The sequence below is a fragment of the Clostridium perfringens genome, from assembly GCF_016027375.1.
In the GTDB taxonomy this organism is placed as follows: Bacteria; Bacillota; Clostridia; order Clostridiales; family Clostridiaceae; genus Sarcina; species Sarcina perfringens.
Window position 1 is genome coordinate 1250324 of sequence record NZ_CP065681.1, and the last position, 23613, is coordinate 1273936.

The following is a 23613-nucleotide window of genomic DNA, read 5'->3' on the forward strand; positions in this document are numbered from 1 at the left end:
GTTGATATATGAAATATACCATTAAAGATATAGATATGAAGCTAATGGAGAATATATCTAAGAATACAGCTTTAGAGATGAATTTAATTGCCTTAAAAGAAAGTTCAGGTAAGATATTTTTTTATACAAGTAAGGAAGAATCAAAGAAAAGGGAGTATTTATCCTTATTATTTAGAGAAAAAGAAATAAACTTTGTAATTGGAAATAAGGATGAAATAGAAATTTTAATTGAAGATTGTTATGGTGGAAAAAGTTTTTCTAAGGATAAATTTATTGAGGAAGAATTAATAAGTCTTATATCTTTAGGTATAGAAAAAAATACTAGTGATATTCATATTGAACCCTTAGAAGAATATGCTAACATTCGCTTTAGAATAGATGGAACTTTAGTTTTAGTTAAGAGAATAAAGAAAAATCTTTATGAAAATTTAGTCAATAAGATAAAGTTAAAAGCTGATATGGATATAAGCGATAAATTAAGATGCCAAGATGGGAAGGTGTCATTTAAAAATTATGGATATGATTGTGACTTAAGAATATCAAGTATTCCAAGTACTTTTGGTGAAAAGTTAGTAGTTAGAATTTTATATAAGAAAAATGAGTTTATGAATATTGATAATTTGAGTTTAATGGAAGATCAAAAGAATAAAATAAATAAACTTTTAAAATTAAAACATGGAATGGTAGTTATAAATGGTCCTACAGGAAGTGGAAAATCAACAACTCTATATGCATTATTAAATTCAATAGATAAGGAAGGGATAAATATAAGTACCATAGAAGATCCCGTTGAGTTTACCATAGAAGGAATAACTCAAACAAATGTTAATGATAAGGTTGGATTAACCTTTGCTAATGGATTAAAGCATATATTAAGACAGGACCCTGATGTTATATTAATTGGAGAAATAAGAGATGAGGAAACGGCTAAAATTGCCATAAGAGCTTCTATAACAGGGCATAAAGTATATTCAACAATACACGCTAACAGTGGTAATGAAGTTTTTAATAGATTATTAGATATGGGAGTAGAAGGATATTTAGTAAAGGAAGGAGTAAGTTCAATAATAACTCAAAGATTAGTAAGAAAAATTTGTGAAAAGTGTAAAGTGAAGATAGAGCTTAAAAATGAACTAGTTGAGAAATTAAAAGGGGAAGAGTTAAGTTTAAAAGCTTACTATAAGGGAACTGGATGTGAAATGTGTAATTGGACAGGTAATAATGGAAGAAAAGCAATTTGTGAAATTATATTTCCAAGAGAATATAAAAGTACAGAGGATATTACTTGGGGAGAAGAACTATTAAAGGCATGTTTTACCTTAGTTAAAAAGGGAGAAATATCTTTAGAAGAATATTACTTATTAAAAGAATGTGAGGGGTTAGATGTTTGGGTTTAAAGATGAAGCTTCATACATATGCTTAAATTTAAGCACATATGTAAAATCAGGAATGCCTATAGGACGATCATTAGACTTAATAAAGAATACTGTAAAAGATAAAAAATACAAAGAATCCCTAAAGAGAATTGAGAAAAAGGTTTTAAATGGAGAAGCTTTATCAAAGGCTTTTAAAGAGGAAGGTAACTTATATCCAGATTTAATGAAGGATATGATGAAGATTGGAGAAGAAAGTGGAAACTTAGAAGAGGTTTTAGAAAAGTGTGCTAGAAATATATTAGCTGAAAAGGAAATAAAGAATAAAATTATTAAATCTCTTAGATATCCAATTTCACTTCTTATAGGTTTAATTATTATGATTTTTGGTTATGTAACTTATATTTTGCCACAGTTTGTAGATATGTATGAGTTAAGGGGAATTGAAGGTTCTAAAATTATGACTTTATTAAATAATTATATTAACTTTGTAGAAGAAAATCCTAATGTTGAAGTAATAGTTTTTTGCTATTTTTCCTGTGTATTAATTTCGCTTTATCTATTCTTTAAAGTAATACCCTCTGAAAAAATCTTAGAAAAGATAGAAGTATACAGAATGTATTATGAAATTAGAATATTATTTTTAATAAGCATGATATTAAATAGTGGAATATCCCTAAATAATTCTTTAAGTGTATTTGGAGAAAGCTTAAGTGATGTAAAGCTTAGAAAATATATTAAAAGCATAAATGAAGAATTAATAAAAGGGACTACTTTAAGCAGTAGTATATGGAAAATAAATGTTATTTCTCATGTATCAAAGGGATTTTTAATAACAGGAGAAGAAAGTGGATTGTTTAGTAAAAATATTGAAGAGCTTTTAAAAATAAGAGAAAAAGATTTTGATAGGGCACTAAATAAAACTGTTGGGAAAATAGAGCCAGCAATGTTTATTATATTAGGTTTTGTTATTTCAGCTATGATGCTTTTAGTTTTAGTACCGACCTTTGAGGGCATGAAATATGTATAGGAAAAGAAAAGGATTTACCCTTAGCGAAGTAATAATATACCTGGCAATAACTTCTCTTATTTTAGCAATACCAACATCATTTATGATTATAAAAGATAGGGGGTATGAATTAAAAGTTGAAGGAGAAATAAGTAAGATTCATGATTTTTTAATGGAAGCAAAACAGTTATCTAAGAAAGATAATTTATATGGAGAAATAATTTTTGATATTTTAGACAATAAATTAATTTATGAAAATGCTCTTAGAACTACCTCTTTAAAGTTAAATGAAGTTAAAGTAAGTTTTAATAGAGATAATTTAATTACTATAAATGAGACTGGGATGATCAGTATATCTGGAACTATAACAATAATTGATAAAAATAATAAGCGAAGAGAAATAACCATAGTTCCAGGCATATGGAAAATTAATGTTAAGTGATTTATGAGGAAATATAGCTATGGAAGATAAGATTAATAAAAAGAAAGGATATTTACTAGTAGATATGGTTTTAGCATTAGCATTAATATCAATACTTTTCTTAGGAATAGGAAAAAGTTATAGCACTTATATTAAAAACAACTATTATATTAAAGAAAAAATAAAAGTAGCAGAAATTATTAATTCTTTGGCTATGGAGCTAAAACACAATATATCCTTTGAAGATTTAAGAAGTATTAATAGTGGAACATATAAAATAAGTAGTTTAAAGATAAATGACTTAATAAATAGTGATATTAAAGAATTTCTTAGAAAAAATTTAATATTACATAATAAAAATCATAATGATTTGGGATGGACTATTAATATAAGCCACTTTGATCAATATGAAAGTATTATTAATATAATTTATAAAAATGAAAAACCATATATAAGTGAAAATAAGGAGGTGAAAATATACAAATTTTTAGAAAAATCCTTTCAAAACTTAGAAAATCCACCGCAAAAAGAAGAAGAAAAGCATATTTATTAATTGAACTATGTATTTATTTAGGTGCTTTAGGAATCATAACCTTAAGTTTAACAAAGAATTTGATTTTTTATGTTAAGGAATATAAGAGGTTTATTCCAAAAGAGAAAGAATTAAACTACTTGTTGGATGCAGAGATGTACTTAAATCACAGGTTTTGGGATAATATGGTTGAAAATATAAAGATAAATAAAGATAAAAACTATATTTTAGTGAAATTTTGGAGAGATGGTATAGTAGCAGAAGATAAAATAGAGAAAATAAAAAATAAACTATATGTTTATTATAATTATACAGGATATGGACGAAATTACTCACCTGCACTCATAGAAGATGTTGAAAAATTTGATTTGATGGAAAAAGGAAATTTATTTTATATAAAATTAAAGGTTAAAAATCAAGAGGAGAGGATCTATTGTTATGAAAAGGCGTAAAGGTTTTGTGTCTATAGAAGTTATGTTAGTTTCACTAATTTGTAGCATGATAGTTACTATACTTATGGATAATTCATTTCAAAGGAGAAAGGAACTTGATAGAAGTTTTAAAATAATAAGTTCTAATATAGATAAAAATAATTCAGAGGAACAGTTTTTAAAGTACATGTTAAAAGAAAAAATTTTAAATATAGATAATATTAATAAGTTAGATTTTACTTTAAATAATATGAATGCAACTTATATTGAGGATAAAAAAGCTATACATATTAAAAGTAAAGATAAGATAAGCGGAGTTTTTAAGGATACTTATTATGGTATAGATTTTAGAAATGATGATATTATCTTGTCAAAAAGGGGAAATTATGAGTTTGTTAATAAAGACCTTAGTAATTAATGATACAAATGATATTTCAAAACTTAAGGAGTTGAAGGATAAGAGAGTAAAAATTATTCTTTTAAATGAAAAGATATTTATAGAAACACTTAGAGTTGATAAAAAGTGTAATATTGAAGAAAAAATAGAACAGCTTATAAGAGATAGATTTTTTAATTACACACCCTTAGTTCATTATGAGGTATTAAAATATAAGAAAAGTTTATTTTTAATAGTGTATTTTATTGGATGTGATGAAAGATTTAAAAGTTTATTATATGAAAGAAAGGATTTTGCTTTAACATTTCCTGAACTTAAAAATAAGAATATATTATCTTTTAAGAAAGCTACTTTTGAACTTAAAAATTTAAAAATAAGTATTTATATAAAAGGTAAACTAGTTTTATTAAAGAGTGTAAAAGATTCTAATATTATTGAAGTAATAGAGGAAAGTCTTAAAGGTTTAGAAAAGGATTTTGGAGTATCTTTAAAAGACTTTACTTTTAAAATTCAGAAAGAGTATTTAAAGGAAGAAATAAAAGAATGGTTTAAAGGTTTAAAATTAAATGAGATTAGAGGTGAGGAGAATTTATATCAAAAAATATAAAAATTTTTTACCAATTGAATATGTAGAGGAGTATAACAGAAAAATAAAGAAAAAGCTAAATATATACATATTGCTTTTATTATTATTTAATCTATTTTTTTATGGGAAAATTAAGACTGAAAATAATAAAATAAAAAATTATTTAAGTGAAATAAAGGGAGTTAATAGGGAAAGATCTTTAGACAAGGAATTTTTAGAAGATATAAATAAGTTAAAGGAAATAATTAAAGATGAAAAGATATTAAATTTAAGTCTAGAGAGAAAAAGTTTTGAAGTAGAAGTAAATAGTATTTATAAAAATTCTCTTATTAATTATATTAATAAAATTAATGGAAGAGTTTATGATATAAGTTTAAATGAATCTAATAATACTTATAGATTAAAAGGAGAATTAAGGTGAAAAAATTAAAATTAGATGTAACTTTAGCTACTATTTTTATAGTTATACTATTAGTACAAGGTATAGAGCTTTTTCAATTAAGAAATTATGAAATTCCAGTTTTAACAAACTCTATAGGAGAAATGGATTTAAATACAGTATTAAAAAATATAGAAAATAAGGATTGTACTGTTTTACAATTAGAATATAAAGAGGGATGGATAGGTAAAGTTTTATTTACAGGCTCTTTAGAGGATTTAAGTAATTATGTTAACTTATTAAAAAATAATAATATTAATATAAAAAATTATAAAATAGAAAAATCAGAAGAATTAAGGTGTTTTTTGGATCTTAAGGTTGTATAGTCTTGTAAATTTAATGAAAATAATTGCATTTATTATTAGCTTTTGATAAAATATGATTGTTGTTTTACACTTTAAATAGTAAATAAGTAACAAGGTAACTCTAGAGGGTATTAATTTATCTTAAAGGGTTATAATATAAAATGAATTAATAGATTTTGGAGGGATACTTAATGATATCAGGAAGTGATTTAAGAAAAGGAACTACTTTTGAACTGGATGGACAAGTATACACAGTTATAGACTTCTTACACGTTAAACCAGGAAAAGGTGCTGCTTTCGTTAGAACTAAATTAAGAAACGTTATAATGGGTGGTGTTACAGACAGAACTTTCAACCCAACTGATAAATTACAAGAAGCTATAATCGAAAGAAAAGAAATGCAATACCTTTACTCAGATGGAGAATTATACTACTTCATGGATCAAGAAACTTTCGAGCAAATTCCTTTAAACCATGAAAAAGTTGAAGATGCTATAAAATTCTTAAAAGAAAACATGAACGCTGTAATCAAATTCTACAAAGGAGAAGCTTTCTCAGTAGAAGCTCCAAACTTTGTTGAGTTATTAATCACTGAGTGTGAGCCAAGTGTTAAAGGAAACACTGCTACTACAGCTATGAAAACTGCAGTTGTTGAAACTGGTGCAACAGTTATGGTTCCTATGTTCGTTGAAGAAGGAAACACTATAAGAATAGATACTAGAACTGGCGAGTACATGGAAAGAGTTTAATAAAAACTTGATTTAAATGTATTTAAGTCAAATTTATCTAGTGAATATAGATAAAAATAAATTTATGCTAAGCTTAAAAAGCTTAGCATATTTAATATAAGGAAGTGATTTCAGTGAAGGATATTAAAAATAACATTAGCAACTTACTTAAAGCTATGGATAAAAACACTGAGTTAGATAAAGAATTTAAGGATTCCTTACTTAATGTAATTTCATCTTTAGTTGATAAGATTGAAGAGTTACAAGTTAATGTTGAAACTTTAGATGAAAATGTAAATCTACTAAATGATGATTTAAGTGGAGTACAGGATGAACTTTTTGAAGAGCTAACTTTAGAAGAGCTTGAAGAATATGATGATGAATACTGTGAAGTAGTTTGTGATAAATGTCATAAGCCTATATACATAGAAAAAGATATATTAAACAGATCTGAAAGTATACCTTGTCCTTATTGTGGAAATGAATTTGAAGTTTAATAAACTGTGCCTTATAAAAGGTACAGTTTATTTTTTTGCTCAAAATTAGAAAATACTTAGAATAGTTTTTTATGTAAAGTAATAAATTTAAATAGAAGAGAAGAAGAGGTCTCCAAAAAAGATTTATTATTTTAAAAATAATTAGAATAATTTCTTATGTAAAGTAATAGATTTAAATAGAAAGGAGAGGAGGTACTTTGAAAGAAATATTTGATGTATTACCAGATAAGATAAATTCTTGTTTAAAAGATAAAAGTAATTTAAATAAATTACAAGAAATTAGAGTTAAGGTTGGAAAGCCTCTTAACATAGTTTTAGATAATACAGAAACAATTTTTAACTATGTAATAAGGAGAGAGGATGTTAAAGCCATAATTCAAAAAATAAGTAACTACTCTTTATATGCCTTTGAGGAAGATATAAGACAAGGATATATAACTATCCAAGGAGGGCATAGAGTTGGATTAGCAGGTCAATGTGTAATAGAAGATAATTCTATTAAAACTATTAGAAATATAACTTCTTTAAATATTAGAGTTTGTAGAGAAATAGTAGGCTGTTCAAATAGTTTAATGAATAGCTTAGTAGAAAATAACAGGGTAAATAATACTTTAATAATATCTCCACCTAAATGTGGAAAAACCACACTTTTAAGAGATATTACAAGAAATATATCTAATGGAATTTCTCAAATTGGTTTTAAGGGAAAGAGAACAGTTGTAATTGATGAAAGAAGCGAAATAGCTGCTTGTTACAATGGAATTCCCCAAATGAATGTAGGAATGAGAACTGATGTATATGATAACTGTATAAAAAGTGAAGGTATGATGATGGCTGTAAGAGGGCTTTCTCCAGAGGTTATTATATGTGATGAAATTGGAACTTATAAAGATATGGAAGGATTAATGATGGCATATAATTCTGGAGTTAGTATTATAGCTACCCTGCATGGAAGAAATGTTGAAGAATTGTATAGAAGACCTGTTTTTAGGGAGATTGTTGAAAATAATATAATAAATAAAGTTGTAGTTCTTAGTGGTAAAAAAGGAATTGGAACAATTGAGGGTATATATAATGTTTAACATAATAAAATTATCTTTAAATTTTCTAGTAGGTTATGAAAAATAAGATACCTATTTTCAATTGGTGCTACTGAATTTATTAGAATTAATAAAAGGTATAAAAATAACAAATCTACTAGAAAAGTTATCTTTAATAGGAGGAGGAAATGAAAGTTTTTTTTCTGCTTATTATAGTTCTACTTAGTTCTTTAATTGGATACCTGTATGGAGAAGGATTTAGAAATAGACTTTCCCAACTTAGAGAGTTAAAAAGAGCTTTAATAGATTTTGAAAATGATATTGTTTATACTTACACTCCTTTACCAGAGAGTATAGAGAGTATAGCTTTAAAAGCTAAAAGCCCAATAAAAGAATTATTTAATGAAATTTCTTTTAAATTAAAAAATAATGAAGTAGAAAATGTATATATGGCTTTTAAAGAAAGTATAAATGAACATAAGAAAGAAATGAATCTAAGGAATAAGGATTTTGAAATTTTATTAGATCTTTCAAAGTCTTTAGGAGAAACCAATGTAGAGGGACAAATTAAGATATTTAATTTAGCAAAGGAAAAGCTAGATATAGAATTAGAGATTGCTGAAGATGAATGTAATAAAAATACTAAGGTATATAGGTATTTAGGGGTTGCAGTAGGTGCAATGATAGCTATTTTTCTTGTTTAGTCTAATAGATTTTTAGAAAAGAAATTTTACTTTTGGACTATTTAATAAGAGTTAAGTTTTAGGGGGAGGCCATATATGTCGGATTTATCTTTGATTTTTCAGATTGCAGGAGTTGGTATAGTGCTTGTTATACTAGATAAAGTTCTTGATCAAAGTGGTAAAAAGGAGTATGCAACTTTAGCTAATATAGTTGGAGTAGTAATAATACTTACCATGATGATTCAACTTATAAGTAGATTATTTTCTTCTGTTAAATCTATGTTTTTATTTTAATAGATTTATGAAATACATTGAGAAGGAGGTGTCTATGACAGTAATCTAAGGTCTAAATAAAGCAAAAGATTACTGGCAAAATGAAATATGGATGTAGTTATACAAGTAATAAGCTTTGTACTAATAAGTTTATTTTTATATCTAGTTTTAAAAGATAATAAGAGCACCTTTGCAGTTTTTCTTCTTTTAGGAGCTGGCATAGTAATTTTTCTTTTTGTAATGCCTTATGTTAATGAAATAATAGCATTTATGCAGGATATAGCAAGGGAGTCTGGAATGGATTCATCATATATTGCTATAGTCATGAAAATTATTGCCATAGCATATCTTTCAACTTTTTGTAGTTATATATGTAATGATGCAGGGGTCACAGTATTAGGTAAGAAGGTAGAGTTTACAGGAAAAATTATGATTCTATTATTAGCTATACCAATAATGGCTAATATTTTGAATTCTATTTTAAGTATAATGTAGGAGCTAAGATATGAAAAAGTTGATAAACATAATATTATTATCTCTTATCTTTGTATTTTGCTTTAACTTAAAAGTTTTGGCGAATGATAACTTAGAGAGTTCAAAAGAAAAAATAGACAATGACTCAAGAATAGAAAGATTTTATGATTATATAAATAATTTAGAAACAGAAGAAGATATATTAGGCAATATGTCTGCTAAGGAATATATAATGAATTATTTAGAAAGTGGAGAAGATCCAATAACCTTAAAGAAAATAGGTGCTTCAATACTTAGTTATATATTTAGAGAACTTAACATAGTTTTAAAGTTTATCGCTTCAATATTAGTAATTGCTCTTTTAAGTGCCTTACTTAAAAATTTACAGGATGCTTTTAATATTGAAGAGGGAGTAACACAGATAGCATTTTTTGCTTGCTATGCCCTACTTATAATGCTTTTAACTAAAAGTTTCTTTATATCTCTTAACTTAGGAAAGGAAGTCTTAACTTCAATTATAGATTTTATGAATGTTATTGTTCCAGTTATTGTAATGCTTATAGCTACCTCAGGGGGAGTAACATCAGCTGTTACCATAGACCCCATAGTACTAGGGGCAGTTTCTATAACTCCTAGAATTTACACATACTTTTTATTCCCACTAATATTAGCATACTTTACATTACAGTTTGTTAATAATCTTTCTAGCGAATTTAAAATAGATAGAATGTGTAAGTTCATAAAACAGGTTGTTATGATATCTCAAGGGTTTATATTAACAATATTTGTTGGAATATTAACTTTAAGAGGAATGACGGCAGATACCTTAGATGCAGTGGCTGTAAAAACAGTAAAGTTTGCTGTAGATAATTTTGTGCCTATAGTGGGAAAGGCATTTTCAGATGCAATAACCACAGTAGCAGGATATTCCTTAGCTATGAAAAGTGTAATAACTTCTTTGGGAGTAATAGTTATCGTTGTAATTGTAATTTATCCAATAATAAAAATAGGCCTTATGGCTATATGTTTTAAACTTACATCAGCGGTTATTGAGCCTGTTGTTGATTCAAAGATTTCTAGCAGTGTGGAAACCGTTGGAGAAGCCTTATTTATGATAATGTCATGCATAATAAGTGTCAGCATAATGTTCTTTATTATGGCATCTATGATGGCTACAGCAGGTAATTTTATAGTAGGAGGATAGAAATAAGATGGAACTTTTAAAAAATTGGATTTCAACCCTTTGCGTTGTTATAGTCATCATATCTATTGCTCATATAATTTTACCTAATTCTTCAATAAAAAAACATGTTAAATTTGCATTTTCATTAATAATACTTTCTGTAATGCTATCACCAATAATAGGGCTTTTAACTATGAATAAGGATATAGATGAAACTGTTTTTCAGGAAAAAATAAGTGATATTACAAGATCAGATGAGGAAAAAAAGTCATTATATGATGAAGAAGCAATTTTAAAAAGTGTTGAGAAAAACTTAGAAAAGTCATTAAAAGATGAATTCTATGAGAATGAGTTTGAGGTTAATTTAATTGGGAAAATAGATTTTGATGAAGTGAAATTTAATATAGAAAAAGCAGAAATTACAGTTTTAGATGAAAAAAAAGTAAAAAAAGTAGATAAGGTTGTTGTTGGAAAAGAAAAGGTTAATAAAGAAGAGAAAAAGGATTCTTTTTTAGAAAAAATTGAAAAGTTTGTTGAAAAGGAACTTGAAATTTCTCATGAAAATATAATTGTTTCATATGCCTAGGAGGGGGTATAAAGATGCATGAGTTAAAGGAGAAAATAGCTAATCTTTTTAAACAGAAGAATATTACTAATTTAATAATATTACTTTTATTAGTTATAATGTTTTATTTAGTTGTGTCATATTTTACAGGTGTAAACAATATAACTAAAAGTGAGAAAACTAATTTAGAAAAAGTATCAAAAGAGGATATGAATAGTAATAGCCAAAAAGATTCAGAAGTTTTAAGTTATCAAGAAAAACAAGAAAAAGATTTAGAGAGGATATTAGGAAAAATAAATGGAGTAGGATCAGTAGATGTAGTAATAAACTTTCAAAGCAGTGAAGTAAAAGTACCAGCTGTAGATAATTCTTCTCAAAAAAGCACTACAGAAGAAACTGATAGTGAAGGAGGGACAAGGGTTAATTCACAAGAGACTGATGGAGATAAAATAGTTATGTCAAATAGCTCAAATGGAAGTGAACCAGTTATATTAAAAACAGAAAAGCCAGAGGTTTTAGGAGTCATGGTTGTGGCTGAAGGTGCAGAAGATAGCAAGATAAAGTATGAAATAACAAAAGCGATATCAAGCTTATATAACATAAGTGTTGATAAGGTAAATGTATTAGCAATGAAAAAATAAAATTAAAATTTATGGGGGGTTCATTATGAACAGAAAACAAGCAGGGATAATTTTAACACTTTTAGCATTAATAGTTTGTACTGGCGTTCTAGCAACTAGAGTTAACAATCAAATTAAAGAGAGCATGGGAGAAGTTCCTACAGCTTTTGGAGAAAATGATGACAATGCAACTGAAACATCTTCAAATTATTTTTATGAATCAAGAAATTTAAGAGAACAAAAAGATTCTAAAACTATCGATAACTTAAAAGCTATAGTAGAAGATAAGAACACTTCAGCAGAACAAAAAGAAGAAGCTGAAAAAGAATTAACTGAAAAAACTATGGCAAGAGATTATGAAACAAGAATAGAACTTAGTATAAAGAGCAAAGGTTATGAAGATGTAATATGTTTTATAGATGGTGATAATGCTAAGGTTGTAGTTAAGACTAATGAGGAGTTAACTCAAGAGAAAATGGTTGAAATCCAAGATATAGTTATGAATGTATCAAAAGTATATGACGTTGATATAGAAAAAAAATAATTAATTGTATTGTAATTAGTTATTTGCTATAATGAACCTATAACTAATTAAGTTTCGTGAAGATTAGTAGGAGGGTTCAGCTTTATGAATGAAATGAATAGAGATGAAGCTAACTTAGGTATAGTTAATATATCTGATGAAGTTATCGGTGTCGTAGCTGGTATAGCTGCATCTGAGATAGACGGAATACTTGAGATAAATCACAATAATAGCACTGGAATAGGACATAAATTTTCAAAGAAAAGTTTAGGTAAGGGCATTAAGGTTAATGTGGAGAATGGTGAAGCAGTTATAGAAATTGGTGTTACTGTTCAATACGGAATTAAGATCCCTGATGTAGTTTCTCAAGTGCAGGAAAACGTAAGAAGGACTGTTGAAGCTATAACTGGACTTAAGGTGGCACTAGTGAACATATATGTGCAAAACATAATTATCTTAAAAGAAGAAGATAAAAATGAAATATTAAAAAAATAGTAGTCACCCTCTGATTTCAGAGGGTGTTTCATTGTGTTAAATCATTAACTATATGATTAATAATATAAATTAAGACAATAATACTAAATAGAGTATTTTCAAAACATAGGAGGATATAATGAATAGAGTAAAATCAAGAGAATATTTATTACAATTAGCTTACCAAATGGAAATAACTTCAGAAACTGCATTAGAAACTTTCAATTCTTTTATGGAGAACGAGGACATTTCTAAGGATGATTTAGATCTAGCATACATAAAATCAGGATTATTAGGAATAGAAGAAAATAAGGAAAAGTTAGATTCTTTAATAGAAAGTCAACTTGTAAAATGGAAATTAAACAGAATTTCAAAGGTTAACTTATCAATTTTAAGAATTTCTACATATGAAATATTATTTGCAGAGGATGTACCAGGAAAGGTATCAATAAATGAAGCTATTGAGTTATGTAAAAAATATTCAGATAATAAATCAGTTTCATTTATAAATGGAGTTTTAGATAAAGTATATAAGAATATGCAATAGGGGCTAAATTTATTTTTACTAGAATTATAAGATTTGGAGGGGCAGGTAATGGATAAAATTTTAAGCGGAAAAACAGTGGCTATAGACATAAAGGGGCAAATTAAGAGTTATACAGAGGAATTAAAAGCTTCTGGAAAGTCTTTAAAAATATCGTCTATACTAGTTGGGGATGATGGAGGCTCAGTATATTACCAAAACTTCCAAGAAAAATTAGCTAATAATTTAGGAATAGACTTTGAGAAGATAAAATTAGATGAAAGTATTTCAGAAGAAAATCTGAAACTTAAGATAGAAGAGTTAAATAAAGATGATAGTGTAAATGGAATAATGCTTTTATTACCTTTACCAAAACATATTGATGAGAGAGCAGTTACAAATTTAATAGATGCAGATAAAGACTTAGATTGTCTTTCTGAGGTAAGTGTAGGTAGATTCTATAAGGGTGAGAAGTGTTTTATGCCATGCACACCAAACAGTGTAATAACTCTTTTAAAAGCTTATAACATTGAAATTGAGGGAAAAGAAGTTGTTATTATTGGAAGAAGTAATATAGTTGGTAAACCTCTTTTTCAAATGTTTTTAAATGAAAATGCTACAGTAACAGTATGTCATTCAAGAACTAAGAACTTAAAAGAAGTTTGTAAGAGAGCTGACATATTAGTAGTAGCTATTGGAAGGGCTAATTTCATAGATTCTTCTTATGTTAGAGAAGGAGCGGTTGTTATTGATGTAGGAACTAGTGAGGTTAATGGTAAAATAACGGGAGATGTTAATTTTGATGATGTTTATGAAAAAGCATCATTAATTACACCAGTTCCAGGAGGAGTAGGTTCTTTAACTACGACTCTTCTTTTAAAAAATGTTTGTAAGGAGTTAGATTAGAATGAAACTAAAGACATTATCTGTTGGTGAAGTTAATAACTACGTTAAAAAGTTAGTTGAAAATGACTTTATATTAAAGAATCTTAATGTCAAAGGTGAAATATCTAATTTAAAATTCCATTCAAGTGGTCATATTTATTTTTCATTGAAAGATGAAAATAGCAAGGTTAACTGCATTATGTTTAAAAATAATGCAGTTAATTTAGATTTTAGACTAGAAGAAGGAATGAAGGTAGAAATAAAGGCTAGATTAGGTGTTTATCATAAAGAAGGAACTTATCAGCTTTACTGCGAAAATATTAAAAAAGCAGGAATTGGAGAACTTTTTGAAGAATTTCATAAATTAAAAAAAGAACTTAGTGAAGAAGGAATTTTTGATGAAAAATACAAAAGAGCCTTACCAAAATTCCCTAAGAGAATTGGAATAATTACAGCAAGGACTGGAGCAGCAGTAAGGGATATAATAAACGTAATACAAAGAAGAAATAAATCTTTAGATATTATTTTATATCCAGCTAAGGTTCAAGGAGAAAATGCAGCAGATTCAATAATTGAGGGTATTAGATATTTTAATAATGAGAAATCAGTTGATGTTATCATCTTAGGTAGAGGTGGAGGATCTATTGAAGAACTTTGGACTTTTAATAATAGAGACTTAGCATATGAGATATTTAATAGTAGAATACCTACTGTATCAGCTGTTGGACACGAAGTAGATTTTACTATTAGTGATTTTGTAAGTGATATGAGAGCACCTACACCATCAGCAGCAGGAGAGTTAGTATCACCGTCATTACAAGAAATGATAAATGATTTATTAAATAAAAAAGAGTTCTTACATAGAGCTATTGACAGAAAATTTTTAAATGCAAAGAAAGATGTAGATTTATTACACAAAGGATTAAAAGGTAATAATCCTAAGCATATAATTGAAAAAAGAATAAAAGAAGTAAATTCCTTAGAAGAAAAGTTAAACTTTTTAGGAAAAAGAAAAATTGATAAGGCAAAAGATGAACTTATTGCTTTAAATAGCATATTACAAACCTTAAATCCATTAAACACCTTAGGAAGAGGGTATTCAGTAATAATGGATAAAAAAGATAAAGTAATTAACGAAGTAAGTGAATTAAAAAAGAACGATATGGTAAAAGTGATAATGAAGGATGGTTCCGTTAATATAGATATAAAAATTATTAATGAATAAGGAGCAAAGAGAGATAAAATGGCTAGAAAAGAAACTAATTATGAAAGTATGGTTAGTGAATTAAATGAAATCGTAAAGCAACTGGAAAATGGAGATTTAACCTTAGAAGAGTCTATAAAAAGCTATGAAAATGGCGTTAAAATAGTAAATAAACTATATAAGAAGCTAAGCACTTTAGAAGGCAAAATAAAGGTTGTTGAAGATGAAAAAGAGGAAGACTTTGGAGGATACAGCAATGAATATTAATAGCTTAAAAGAGGAAGTTGATCAATCTTTAAAAGCTTATTTTAATAAAGATAGAGAATACAATAAAGTTTTATATGATTCAATGGCATATAGCATAAACGTAGGAGGAAAAAGAATAAGACCAATCTTAATGCTTTTATCTTACTATATTTATAAAAGTGATTATAAAAAAATATTAACACCTGCAATGGCCATAGAAATGATACACACTTATTCTTTAATACATGATGATTTACCATGTATGGACAATGATGATTTAAGAAGAGGAAAACCTACAAATCATAAGGTTTTTGGAGAAGCTATTGCTGTTTTAGCTGGAGATGCTCTTTTAAATGAAGCTATGAAAATTTTAGTTGATTATTCTTTAGAAGAAGGAATAAGTGCATTAAAGGCAACTAAAATAATTGCAGATGCAGCAGGATCAGATGGAATGATTGGTGGTCAAATTGTTGATATAATAAATGAAGATAAGGAAGAAATTTCTTTAAAAGAATTAGATTATATGCATTTAAAGAAAACTGGAGAACTTATAAAAGCTTCAATAATGTCTGGAGCGGTTTTAGCAGAAGCTTCAGAGGGAGATATTAAAAAATTAGAGGATTTTGGATATAAGTTAGGCTTAGCATTTCAAATAAAAGATGATATATTAGATGTAGTGGGAAATGCAAAAGATTTAGGGAAGAATGTTCACAAAGACCAAGAAAGCAATAAAAATAATTATATAACCATTTTTGGATTAGAAGAGTGTAAGAAAAAATGCGTGAATATAACTGAGGAATGTATAGAGATATTAAGTTCAATAGAAGGAAATACAGAGCCTCTAAAAGTTTTAACCATGAAACTTTTAGAGAGAAAATTTTAATAATAAAGGATTTGGTTTAAATGAGTGAAGTTCTACAGAGAATAACTGATCCTAAAGAAATAAAGGATTTAGATGAGAAAGAATTAGAAATATTAGCTGAAGATTTAAGAGAATTTTTAATTGAAAGTGTTTCAAATACTGGGGGACATTTTGCTTCAAACTTAGGAGTTATTGATTTAACAGTAGCTTTGTTTAAAAATTTTGATTTTAGTGAAGATAGAATAATATGGGATGTTGGACATCAATCTTATGCTTATAAGATATTAACAGGAAGAAAAGATAAATTTAATACTTTAAGACAATATGGTGGATTGTGTGGATTTCCTAAGAGAACAGAAAGTGAATATGATTTTTTTGCCACTGGACATAGTAGTACATCACTATCTTCAGCAGCAGGTATGGCTAGAGCACAGAGGCTACTTGGAAAAGATAATAAGGTTATAGCAGTTATAGGTGATGGAGCCTTAACTGGAGGTATGGCCTTAGAAGCCTTAAATGATATTGGATATAGAAAAGATAATCTTATAATAATATTAAATGATAATCAAATGTCTATATGTAAAAATGTTGGAGGACTTGCAACCTATTTAAATAAGCTTAGAATGGGTGTAGGTTATAATAAATTAAAATCAGATATTGGATCAACTTTAGATACAACTTCTTTTGGGAAAAGAGTAAAGAACTCTCTTTCAAAATTAAAAGATGGTATTAAAAAAATTGTTGTACCAAGTATGTACTTTGAAGATATTGGATTAAAATATTTTGGTATAGTAGATGGACATAATATTAGAGAATTAAATGAAGTTTTAAGCATAGCTAAAAATATAAAAGGACCAGTTATAATACATACAGTTACTAAAAAAGGAAAAGGCTATGAATTAGCAGAAAAAAATCCTAATAAATATCATGGAGTATCTCCTTTTGATTTAGGGGAAGGAGTAATTTCAAAGTTTGCAAGTAGAAATTATTCTTCTACCTTTGGAGAAGAAATGATTAAATTAGCTAAAAATGATGACAAAGTTGTTGCAATTACTGCTGCTATGCCAGATGGAACAGGGTTAAAGGAATTTAGAGAAGAATTTCCTGATAGATTTTTTGATGTAGGAATAGCAGAACAACACGCTGTTACCTTAGCTGCTGGAATGGCAGCAGAGGGTTTAAAACCATTTTTTGCGGTTTATTCCACTTTCCTACAAAGAGCTTATGACCAAGTTTTACATGATGTATGCATACAAAAGCTACCTGTTACACTTTGTTTAGATAGAGCTGGCTTAGTTGGAGAAGATGGAGAAACTCATCAAGGTATATTCGACATTTCATTTTTATCTCCAATGCCTAATATGACTATTGTTGCACCTAAGTGTATAGATGAAATGGAAGTTATCTTAAAATGGGCAAGTAATTTTAATGCACCTTTAGCTATAAGATATCCAAGAGGTGGAGATATTGATGTTAATTTAAAACCATTAAGTAAAATAGAATATGGAAAATGGGAAAAGGTTCAAGAGGGAGATAAAATAGCAATAGTTGCTACTGGTAAAATGGTTCAACATGCTATGATTGCTGCACAAAAAATAAAAGAAGAAAAAAATATAGATATTTTAATTATAAATGCAACCTTTATAAAACCAATAGATAAAGAATTATTAAATTCCTTATCAAAGGATGGATTTAAGATTGTAACTATTGAAGATAATATTAAAAAAGGTGGCTTTGGAGAAGGCGTTCTAGAGTATTTAAATGAAATTGGACATAAAGAAAAAATTGTTACATTAGCATTTAATGATAAGTTTATAGAACATGGTAAGCCTGATATTTTATATAAAATTAATGGGTTAGATGCAGAGGGAATAAAAAACACATTAATTGAATTACTTTAAAGGAGAAAATTATGGCAGAAAAAAAAGAGAAAAAAGAAAGACTTGACGTACTTCTTGTTGAACAAGGTATTGCTGAGTCAAGAGAAAAAGCTAAGAGATATATAATGGCAGGTATGGTATTCATAGGAGAAAAGAGAGTTGATAAGGCTGGAGAAAAGGTTCCTGTAAGCTCAAATATCATATTTAGAGGAGAAAAACTACCTTTTGTTAGTAGAGGTGGATTTAAACTTGATAAGGCAGTTAAATCCTTTGGAATAGACCTTAAAGGAAAGAGATGCTTAGATATTGGAGCATCAACTGGTGGATTTACTGACTGTATGCTTCAAAATGATGCTTCAAAAGTATTTTCAATTGATGTTGGTTATGGACAATTTGCTTGGAAACTTAGAGTAGATCCAAGAGTTGTTTGTATGGAAAGAACTAACGTAAGATATGTAACCCCAGAGCAAATAGGAGAATTATGTGATTTTGCATCAATAGATGTATCTTTTATATCACTAACAACAGTTTTGCCAGCTGTACTTAATCTTTTAAATGATAAGGGAGAAGTTATGGCACTTATTAAGCCTCAATTTGAAGCTGGCAGAGAAAAGGTTGGCAAAAAAGGTGTTGTAAGAGAAGCTTCTACTCATAAAGAAGTAATTAAGAAAATTGTTGATTTTGCTTTATCACACAAATTAAATATATTAGGTCTTGATTTCTCTCCTATAAAAGGACCAGAAGGAAATATAGAATATTTAATATATTTAAAGAAGGATAACAATACAGAAGAGTTTGATTATAATATTATAGATGAAGTTGTAGATAAATCTCATAGTGATTTATAAAAATTAAATTATTAAATAAGAAATATTAATTTTATAATTACTTTAGATAAACTTCATAGTTAAAGTAAAGGTGTGTTTTGGGGCATGAGAAATATAGGAATTATAATTAATAAAGAAAAAGATAAAGAAAATGAAATTTTAAATTTGGTTATTTTAAAGGTTAAAGAATATCTAAATCCTGATGAAATAAAAGTTATAGACCAATTTTATAAGGGAGATTATAAAGATTTAATGGCTTTAGATCTTTTAATAGTACTTGGTGGAGATGGAACGCTTTTAGGTGTGGCTAGAAAATTCTCTACAGTTATAGATACTCCAATTTTAGGAATTAACATTGGAAATTTAGGCTTTTTAGTTACAGCTGAGATAAGCGAATTAGATGAAGCTTTATATAGAATAAAGGTTGGTGATTATAAAGTAGAGGAAAGAATGTTACTTTCTTGTACTATAGAAGGGGTAACTTGTTCAGAGGAAAGGGCTTTAAATGATATTGTTGTTGCTAGGGGAACATTATCTAGAATGGCACAATATGAGGTCTTTATAAATGATGAACTTTATGCTACTTTTAAAGGGGATGGAGTTATAATTTCTACTCCAGTTGGATCAACAGCCTATTCTTTTTCAGCTGGAGGCCCACTTATAATGCCAGATTTACAAATAGTATCAATAGTCCCTATATGTCCTCATACACCTAATTCAAGACCTATGATAATAGATGGAAATAACAAGGTAAGAGTTAAGCCTCTTATTAATGAATCAGATGTCTTTGTTACAATAGATGGTCAAAAAGCATTAAAGTTAGAAAAACACAATGAAGTTTTAATAAAAAAAGCAAAAGAGTTTTTTAGAATAATTTCATTTGATAATAAAAGTTATTTTAAGGTACTAAGGAAAAAATTGTTTAAGATAGAATAAATATTATGAAGGTGAGTTGAAGATGAAATCTAAGAGACATTCTAAGATAATTGAAATTATAAAATCAACAGCGATAGAAACTCAAGAAGAGTTAGCGGAAGAATTAAAAAAAGCTGGGTTTGATGTTACTCAAGCTACAGTATCTAGAGATATAAAAAATTTAAAACTTGTTAAAAAACAAGATAATAAAGGACACTATAGATACACAATCATAGAAGAAGAAAAAAATGAAATGGTTGATAGATTAAGCAATATATTAGCCAATACTGTAACTTCAGTAGAAAATGTTGATAAGATGGTTGTTGTTAAAACAATATCAGGTTCAGCATCTGCAGCAGCAGAGGCAATAGATACCCTTCATTTAGGTGAAATTGCTGGTACTATAGCAGGAGATAACACAATATTTATATTAGTTAGAAGCTTAGAAAAAGCAGAAACTCTAGTTTCTAGGATACTGGAAATGATAGAAGGATAGTTAAGGAGGAGAAGTATGCTTTTACAATTAACTATAAATAACTTTGCTTTGATAGAAAAAGCATCTTTAGATTTTAAAGAAGGATTCACTATTTTATCAGGAGAAACTGGAGCTGGTAAGTCTATTCTTATAGATGCGATAAATTATGTTCAAGGAAGTAAGTTTAACAAGGACTTAATTAGAACTGGAGAAGAAAAGACTTTTGTAGAGGCTATATTTTCAATAGATGATAATGAGAGGCTTAAAGAAATTTTAGATGATTTAGAAATAGAGTATGATGATACTTTAATAATTTCTAGAGAAACTTTTATAAACGGTAGAAGTAATATAAAGGTTAATGGAAGAAGTATAATAGTAGCTACTTTAAAAAAAATAAGTAGCACACTTCTAGACATACATGGTCAACATAACAATCAAAATTTATTAAATAAAGAAAATCATATAATGTATTTAGATGATTTTGGAGATTCTAAGTTAAGTGAAGATTTAAAAGAATATGGAGAAAAATTCTCAGAGCTTAAGGATATAGAAAGAAAAATAAGTGAATTAAGCAATGAAGGAAAAGATGAAAAACTTTTAAATTATTTAGAATATCAGTTAAATGAAATTGAAGAAGCCAAGCTTAGAAATGGTGAAGAAGAAGAGTTAACAGAAAGATTTAATGTTTTATCTAATGCAGAAAAAATAAAAAATTCACTGGGAATATCATATAATCTATTAAATGGTATTGAAAGCAGTGTAGTGGATTCTTTATCAGTAGTAAATAGGGAGCTTTCAAATGTTGAAGAGCATTTAGAAAAAATCAAAAATATAAACTCTAAAATAATGGAAATGTACTATGAAATACAAGAAATGGCTAGAGAAATTAGGGATATATGTGATGAAAGTGTTTATGATGGCAATGAATTAGAAGAAATAAATAGCCGTATGTTTAAGATTGCTGCATTAAAGAAGAAGTATGGAAATAGTATAGCCGAAATCTTAGAATATAAAAATAATATTTTATCTCAAATAAATAATATTAAAAACTCAGAAAAAATAATTGAAGATCTTTTAAATGAAAAAAGTAAAGTTGAGAATGTTTTAAGTGAAATAGCTAATAGAATTCATAATAAGAGAATAGAACTTTCAAAAGTTTTAGAAGAAAATATCCATAAAGAACTGGCCTATGTTGGCTTAGGAAAATGTAGATTTGAAGTTCTTATTGAGGAAGATGAAACCTTTAACTTTAAAGGTAAGGACAAAGTACAATTTCTTATATCAACAAATCCTGGTGAACCATTAAAGCCTATGGAAAGAATAGTTTCTGGAGGAGAACTTTCAAGAATAATGTTAGCTTTAAAAGCTGTGTTTATAGATAAGGATAAGATTCCTACAGTTATATTTGATGAAATAGACACCGGTATAAGTGGAAGAGTAGCTCAATCCGTTGGAGAAAAGATGTATGAAATATCAACAAAACATCAAGTTTTTTGTATCACACATCTTCCTCAAATAGCAAGTATGTCGGACAATCATTATATGGTTAGAAAAAAAGTAATAGATAATAAAACTTTTTCAAAGGTTGAACCTATAACTTATAATCAAAAAATTGAAGAGGTTGGAAAAATGCTAGGTGGCGTTGAAATGACAAGTAATACATTATTAAATGCTAAAGAGATGATAGAGCTAGCTGATACAAAAAAAGAAACAATTAAGACTTTTCATACATAATAAAGTGATTTTTAATACAAAATAGAACTGTTAAACAGTTCTATTTTTTTTTATTTTAAAACTAATATGAGAATTTTAGTATATTTTAAATTGATTTGGCTAGAATAACAAAGTTAATACAGGATATTATTTTTTTGAAAGGGGCAAATTAAGAATAGAAAAGGAGGAGATAGTTAATGAAAAATATGAACAAAAGAATAAAGATTATATCAATAATAATGATGTCTTTAATATTACTTTTATCCTCTGTAACATTTGCAAGGGATTATTGTGAGAGTAATAATGTTTTTGCAAGTAGCAATTTCTATTCTTTAAATTCTAAGAGTAGTAATGATGAAAAGTTTAAGAACAGATATGGCGTAGCTCTTGTAAATAGTGAACAGGAAAAGAAAGATATAGAGCTTTATGCTGGAGGAAATTCAGTAGGTGTAAGGGTTTCAACAGATGGTGTATTAGCAGTAGGTTATTCAGACTTAACAACAGGAGAAGGAGAAGTAGAGAGTCCAGCTCAAAATGGTGGAATACAAATTGGTGATAGACTTATAAGTGTAAATGGAAATAAAATAAAAAATTCAAAAGATTTATCAAAAAAAATCAACGAGAGTAAATCAGAAAATGTTGAAATATTAATTGAGAGAAATGGTGAAGAAATAACTAAAAATATAAATTTATCAAAAAATGCAGATGGTGATTATAAAATAGGTCTTTGGGTAAGAGATTCTACTGCTGGTGTAGGTACACTTACTTTCTATGATAAAGAAAGTGGAAAATATGGAGCAATAGGTCATCCAATAACAGATAGTGAAACAGAAAAAATTCTTTCAATAAAAAATGGAGATCTTTTAAATTCTTCAATAATAAGCATAAAAAAAGGTGTTAAAGGTAATCCAGGAGAATTAAGAGGAATTTTTTCAAGTGATAAGAAACCAATAGGAAATGTTACAGGAAATACACAATGTGGAATATTTGGTAGCATGAATACAGAAAATTTAAAAAATATTAATAATAAAACTTATAAAGTTGGTTGGAGAGATGAAATTCAGCCAGGACCAGCACAAATTATAACTACTATTGATGAAGAAGGTCCTAAGCTTTATGATATTGAAATTGTAAAACTTGCAAAGCAAGATAGCATTAGTACAAAGAGTATGGTAATTAAGATTACAGATGAAAGATTATTAGAAAAAACTGGTGGTGTTGTCCAAGGAATGAGTGGAAGTCCAATTATACAAAATGATAAAATAATTGGTGCTGTGACACATGTTTTGGTTAATAAACCTGAAGTAGGATATGGAATTTATATAGAGTGGATGTTAAAAGATGCAAAAATTATATAATAGAAAATAAGTGTGATTAATGTAAATATGTGTTATAATAAATACTAGAAAATTAAATGAATTTTTTAGTATTTATTTTTTTTAGAAGGAAATAAATAAGTTTTGTCGAATATAGTTAAAGTAGAATAATTGTAAAAAAATGGATATATAAAGTTGGTTAAGGAGAGAAAAG

Annotated in this window: 31 protein-coding genes; all 31 read left to right on the top strand. The window is 27.4% G+C overall.

What is annotated here, in order from left to right; translation table 11 throughout:
- Positions 1 to 8: 8 nt before the first annotated feature.
- A complete protein-coding gene (locus I6G60_RS06130) occupies positions 9 to 1397 on the top strand; it encodes a GspE/PulE family protein (RefSeq protein WP_003458669.1) in 1389 nt (462 codons plus the stop codon).
- Entirely contained in the window at positions 1384 to 2403 is a 1020-nt protein-coding gene (locus I6G60_RS06135) for a type II secretion system F family protein (protein WP_011590966.1), read from the top strand. The genes I6G60_RS06130 and I6G60_RS06135 overlap by 14 nt, the downstream gene beginning before the upstream one ends.
- Entirely contained in the window at positions 2396 to 2824 is a 429-nt protein-coding gene (locus I6G60_RS06140; RefSeq protein WP_003458702.1) for a prepilin-type N-terminal cleavage/methylation domain-containing protein, read from the top strand. The genes I6G60_RS06135 and I6G60_RS06140 overlap by 8 nt, the downstream gene beginning before the upstream one ends.
- Positions 2825 to 2843: 19 nt before the next feature.
- A complete protein-coding gene (locus I6G60_RS06145; protein WP_003458656.1) occupies positions 2844 to 3356 on the top strand; it encodes a type II secretion system protein in 513 nt (170 codons plus the stop codon).
- A 59-nt stretch (positions 3357 to 3415) separates the two neighbouring features.
- Complete coding sequence (locus I6G60_RS06150) at positions 3416 to 3787, top strand: hypothetical protein (protein WP_011590965.1); 372 nt, start codon at positions 3416 to 3418, stop codon at positions 3785 to 3787.
- Positions 3774 to 4184, top strand: coding sequence for a hypothetical protein (locus I6G60_RS06155; RefSeq protein ID WP_011590964.1), 411 nt, complete (start codon positions 3774 to 3776; stop codon positions 4182 to 4184). The genes I6G60_RS06150 and I6G60_RS06155 overlap by 14 nt, the downstream gene beginning before the upstream one ends.
- Complete coding sequence (locus tag I6G60_RS06160) at positions 4159 to 4770, top strand: hypothetical protein (RefSeq protein WP_003458726.1); 612 nt, start codon at positions 4159 to 4161, stop codon at positions 4768 to 4770. Before I6G60_RS06155 ends, I6G60_RS06160 begins: the two co-directional genes overlap by 26 nt.
- Complete coding sequence (locus tag I6G60_RS06165) at positions 4730 to 5170, top strand: hypothetical protein (protein WP_003481876.1); 441 nt, start codon at positions 4730 to 4732, stop codon at positions 5168 to 5170. Before I6G60_RS06160 ends, I6G60_RS06165 begins: the two co-directional genes overlap by 41 nt.
- Complete coding sequence (locus I6G60_RS06170; RefSeq protein WP_011590962.1) at positions 5167 to 5514, top strand: hypothetical protein; 348 nt, start codon at positions 5167 to 5169, stop codon at positions 5512 to 5514. Before I6G60_RS06165 ends, I6G60_RS06170 begins: the two co-directional genes overlap by 4 nt.
- A gap of 170 nt (positions 5515 to 5684) precedes the next feature.
- Positions 5685 to 6242 carry an elongation factor P gene (efp, locus tag I6G60_RS06175; protein WP_003451649.1) on the top strand — a complete coding sequence of 186 codons (558 nt, stop codon included), beginning with the start codon at positions 5685 to 5687 and terminating at the stop codon, positions 6240 to 6242.
- A 113-nt stretch (positions 6243 to 6355) separates the two neighbouring features.
- The gene (locus I6G60_RS06180; protein ID WP_003458718.1) at positions 6356 to 6718 is read left to right on the top strand and encodes a CD1247 N-terminal domain-containing protein; all 363 of its coding nucleotides are present in this window, start codon (positions 6356 to 6358) and stop codon (positions 6716 to 6718) included.
- Between the two features lie 197 nt (positions 6719 to 6915).
- A complete protein-coding gene (spoIIIAA, locus tag I6G60_RS06185) occupies positions 6916 to 7800 on the top strand; it encodes a stage III sporulation protein AA (protein ID WP_003451516.1) in 885 nt (294 codons plus the stop codon).
- Positions 7801 to 7946: 146 nt separating this feature from the next.
- Positions 7947 to 8462 (top strand): stage III sporulation protein SpoIIIAB, encoded by a 516-nt coding sequence (spoIIIAB, locus tag I6G60_RS06190; protein WP_003458670.1) that lies wholly within the window; start codon positions 7947 to 7949, stop codon positions 8460 to 8462.
- Positions 8463 to 8537: 75 nt separating this feature from the next.
- Positions 8538 to 8735, top strand: a complete 198-nt coding sequence (spoIIIAC, locus tag I6G60_RS06195; protein WP_003451671.1) for a stage III sporulation protein AC — start codon at positions 8538 to 8540, stop codon at positions 8733 to 8735.
- A gap of 87 nt (positions 8736 to 8822) precedes the next feature.
- Positions 8823 to 9209 (top strand): stage III sporulation protein AD, encoded by a 387-nt coding sequence (gene spoIIIAD, locus I6G60_RS06200; protein ID WP_003451406.1) that lies wholly within the window; start codon positions 8823 to 8825, stop codon positions 9207 to 9209.
- Positions 9210 to 9219: 10 nt separating this feature from the next.
- Entirely contained in the window at positions 9220 to 10392 is a 1173-nt protein-coding gene (gene spoIIIAE / locus I6G60_RS06205; RefSeq protein ID WP_003458684.1) for a stage III sporulation protein AE, read from the top strand.
- Positions 10393 to 10399: 7 nt separating this feature from the next.
- Positions 10400 to 10957: a stage III sporulation protein AF gene (gene spoIIIAF, locus I6G60_RS06210; protein WP_003458682.1), complete on the top strand. Its 558-nt coding sequence runs from the start codon at positions 10400 to 10402 to the stop codon at positions 10955 to 10957.
- A 14-nt stretch (positions 10958 to 10971) separates the two neighbouring features.
- Positions 10972 to 11577, top strand: a complete 606-nt coding sequence (spoIIIAG, locus tag I6G60_RS06215) for a stage III sporulation protein AG (protein ID WP_003451336.1) — start codon at positions 10972 to 10974, stop codon at positions 11575 to 11577.
- Positions 11578 to 11602: 25 nt separating this feature from the next.
- Complete coding sequence (locus I6G60_RS06220) at positions 11603 to 12100, top strand: SpoIIIAH-like family protein (RefSeq protein ID WP_003451536.1); 498 nt, start codon at positions 11603 to 11605, stop codon at positions 12098 to 12100.
- An 84-nt stretch (positions 12101 to 12184) separates the two neighbouring features.
- Positions 12185 to 12574 carry an Asp23/Gls24 family envelope stress response protein gene (locus I6G60_RS06225; protein WP_003451410.1) on the top strand — a complete coding sequence of 130 codons (390 nt, stop codon included), beginning with the start codon at positions 12185 to 12187 and terminating at the stop codon, positions 12572 to 12574.
- A 118-nt stretch (positions 12575 to 12692) separates the two neighbouring features.
- Complete coding sequence (gene nusB / locus I6G60_RS06230) at positions 12693 to 13100, top strand: transcription antitermination factor NusB (protein ID WP_003451187.1); 408 nt, start codon at positions 12693 to 12695, stop codon at positions 13098 to 13100.
- 48 nt (positions 13101 to 13148) lie between these two features.
- Positions 13149 to 13982 carry a bifunctional methylenetetrahydrofolate dehydrogenase/methenyltetrahydrofolate cyclohydrolase gene (locus I6G60_RS06235; protein ID WP_003458738.1) on the top strand — a complete coding sequence of 278 codons (834 nt, stop codon included), beginning with the start codon at positions 13149 to 13151 and terminating at the stop codon, positions 13980 to 13982.
- Position 13983: 1 nt separating this feature from the next.
- Positions 13984 to 15186 (top strand): exodeoxyribonuclease VII large subunit, encoded by a 1203-nt coding sequence (xseA, locus tag I6G60_RS06240; RefSeq protein ID WP_003458744.1) that lies wholly within the window; start codon positions 13984 to 13986, stop codon positions 15184 to 15186.
- 18 nt (positions 15187 to 15204) lie between these two features.
- Positions 15205 to 15432: an exodeoxyribonuclease VII small subunit gene (locus I6G60_RS06245; RefSeq protein ID WP_003451121.1), complete on the top strand. Its 228-nt coding sequence runs from the start codon at positions 15205 to 15207 to the stop codon at positions 15430 to 15432.
- Positions 15422 to 16294, top strand: a complete 873-nt coding sequence (locus I6G60_RS06250; protein WP_003458680.1) for a polyprenyl synthetase family protein — start codon at positions 15422 to 15424, stop codon at positions 16292 to 16294. The genes I6G60_RS06245 and I6G60_RS06250 overlap by 11 nt, the downstream gene beginning before the upstream one ends.
- 20 nt (positions 16295 to 16314) lie before the next feature.
- On the top strand, positions 16315 to 18174 hold the full coding sequence (gene dxs, locus I6G60_RS06255) for a 1-deoxy-D-xylulose-5-phosphate synthase (RefSeq protein ID WP_003458746.1): 1860 nt from the start codon (positions 16315 to 16317) through the stop codon (positions 18172 to 18174).
- 11 nt (positions 18175 to 18185) lie between these two features.
- Positions 18186 to 19001 carry a TlyA family RNA methyltransferase gene (locus tag I6G60_RS06260; protein WP_003458690.1) on the top strand — a complete coding sequence of 272 codons (816 nt, stop codon included), beginning with the start codon at positions 18186 to 18188 and terminating at the stop codon, positions 18999 to 19001.
- An 84-nt stretch (positions 19002 to 19085) separates the two neighbouring features.
- Positions 19086 to 19916: an NAD(+)/NADH kinase gene (locus I6G60_RS06265; RefSeq protein WP_003458666.1), complete on the top strand. Its 831-nt coding sequence runs from the start codon at positions 19086 to 19088 to the stop codon at positions 19914 to 19916.
- A 22-nt stretch (positions 19917 to 19938) separates the two neighbouring features.
- Positions 19939 to 20391, top strand: coding sequence for an arginine repressor (locus I6G60_RS06270; protein WP_003451580.1), 453 nt, complete (start codon positions 19939 to 19941; stop codon positions 20389 to 20391).
- A gap of 15 nt (positions 20392 to 20406) precedes the next feature.
- Positions 20407 to 22104: a DNA repair protein RecN gene (gene recN / locus I6G60_RS06275; protein WP_003458741.1), complete on the top strand. Its 1698-nt coding sequence runs from the start codon at positions 20407 to 20409 to the stop codon at positions 22102 to 22104.
- A gap of 176 nt (positions 22105 to 22280) precedes the next feature.
- Positions 22281 to 23441, top strand: coding sequence for a SpoIVB peptidase (gene spoIVB, locus I6G60_RS06280; protein WP_003451227.1), 1161 nt, complete (start codon positions 22281 to 22283; stop codon positions 23439 to 23441).
- Positions 23442 to 23613: the final 172 nt, after the last annotated feature.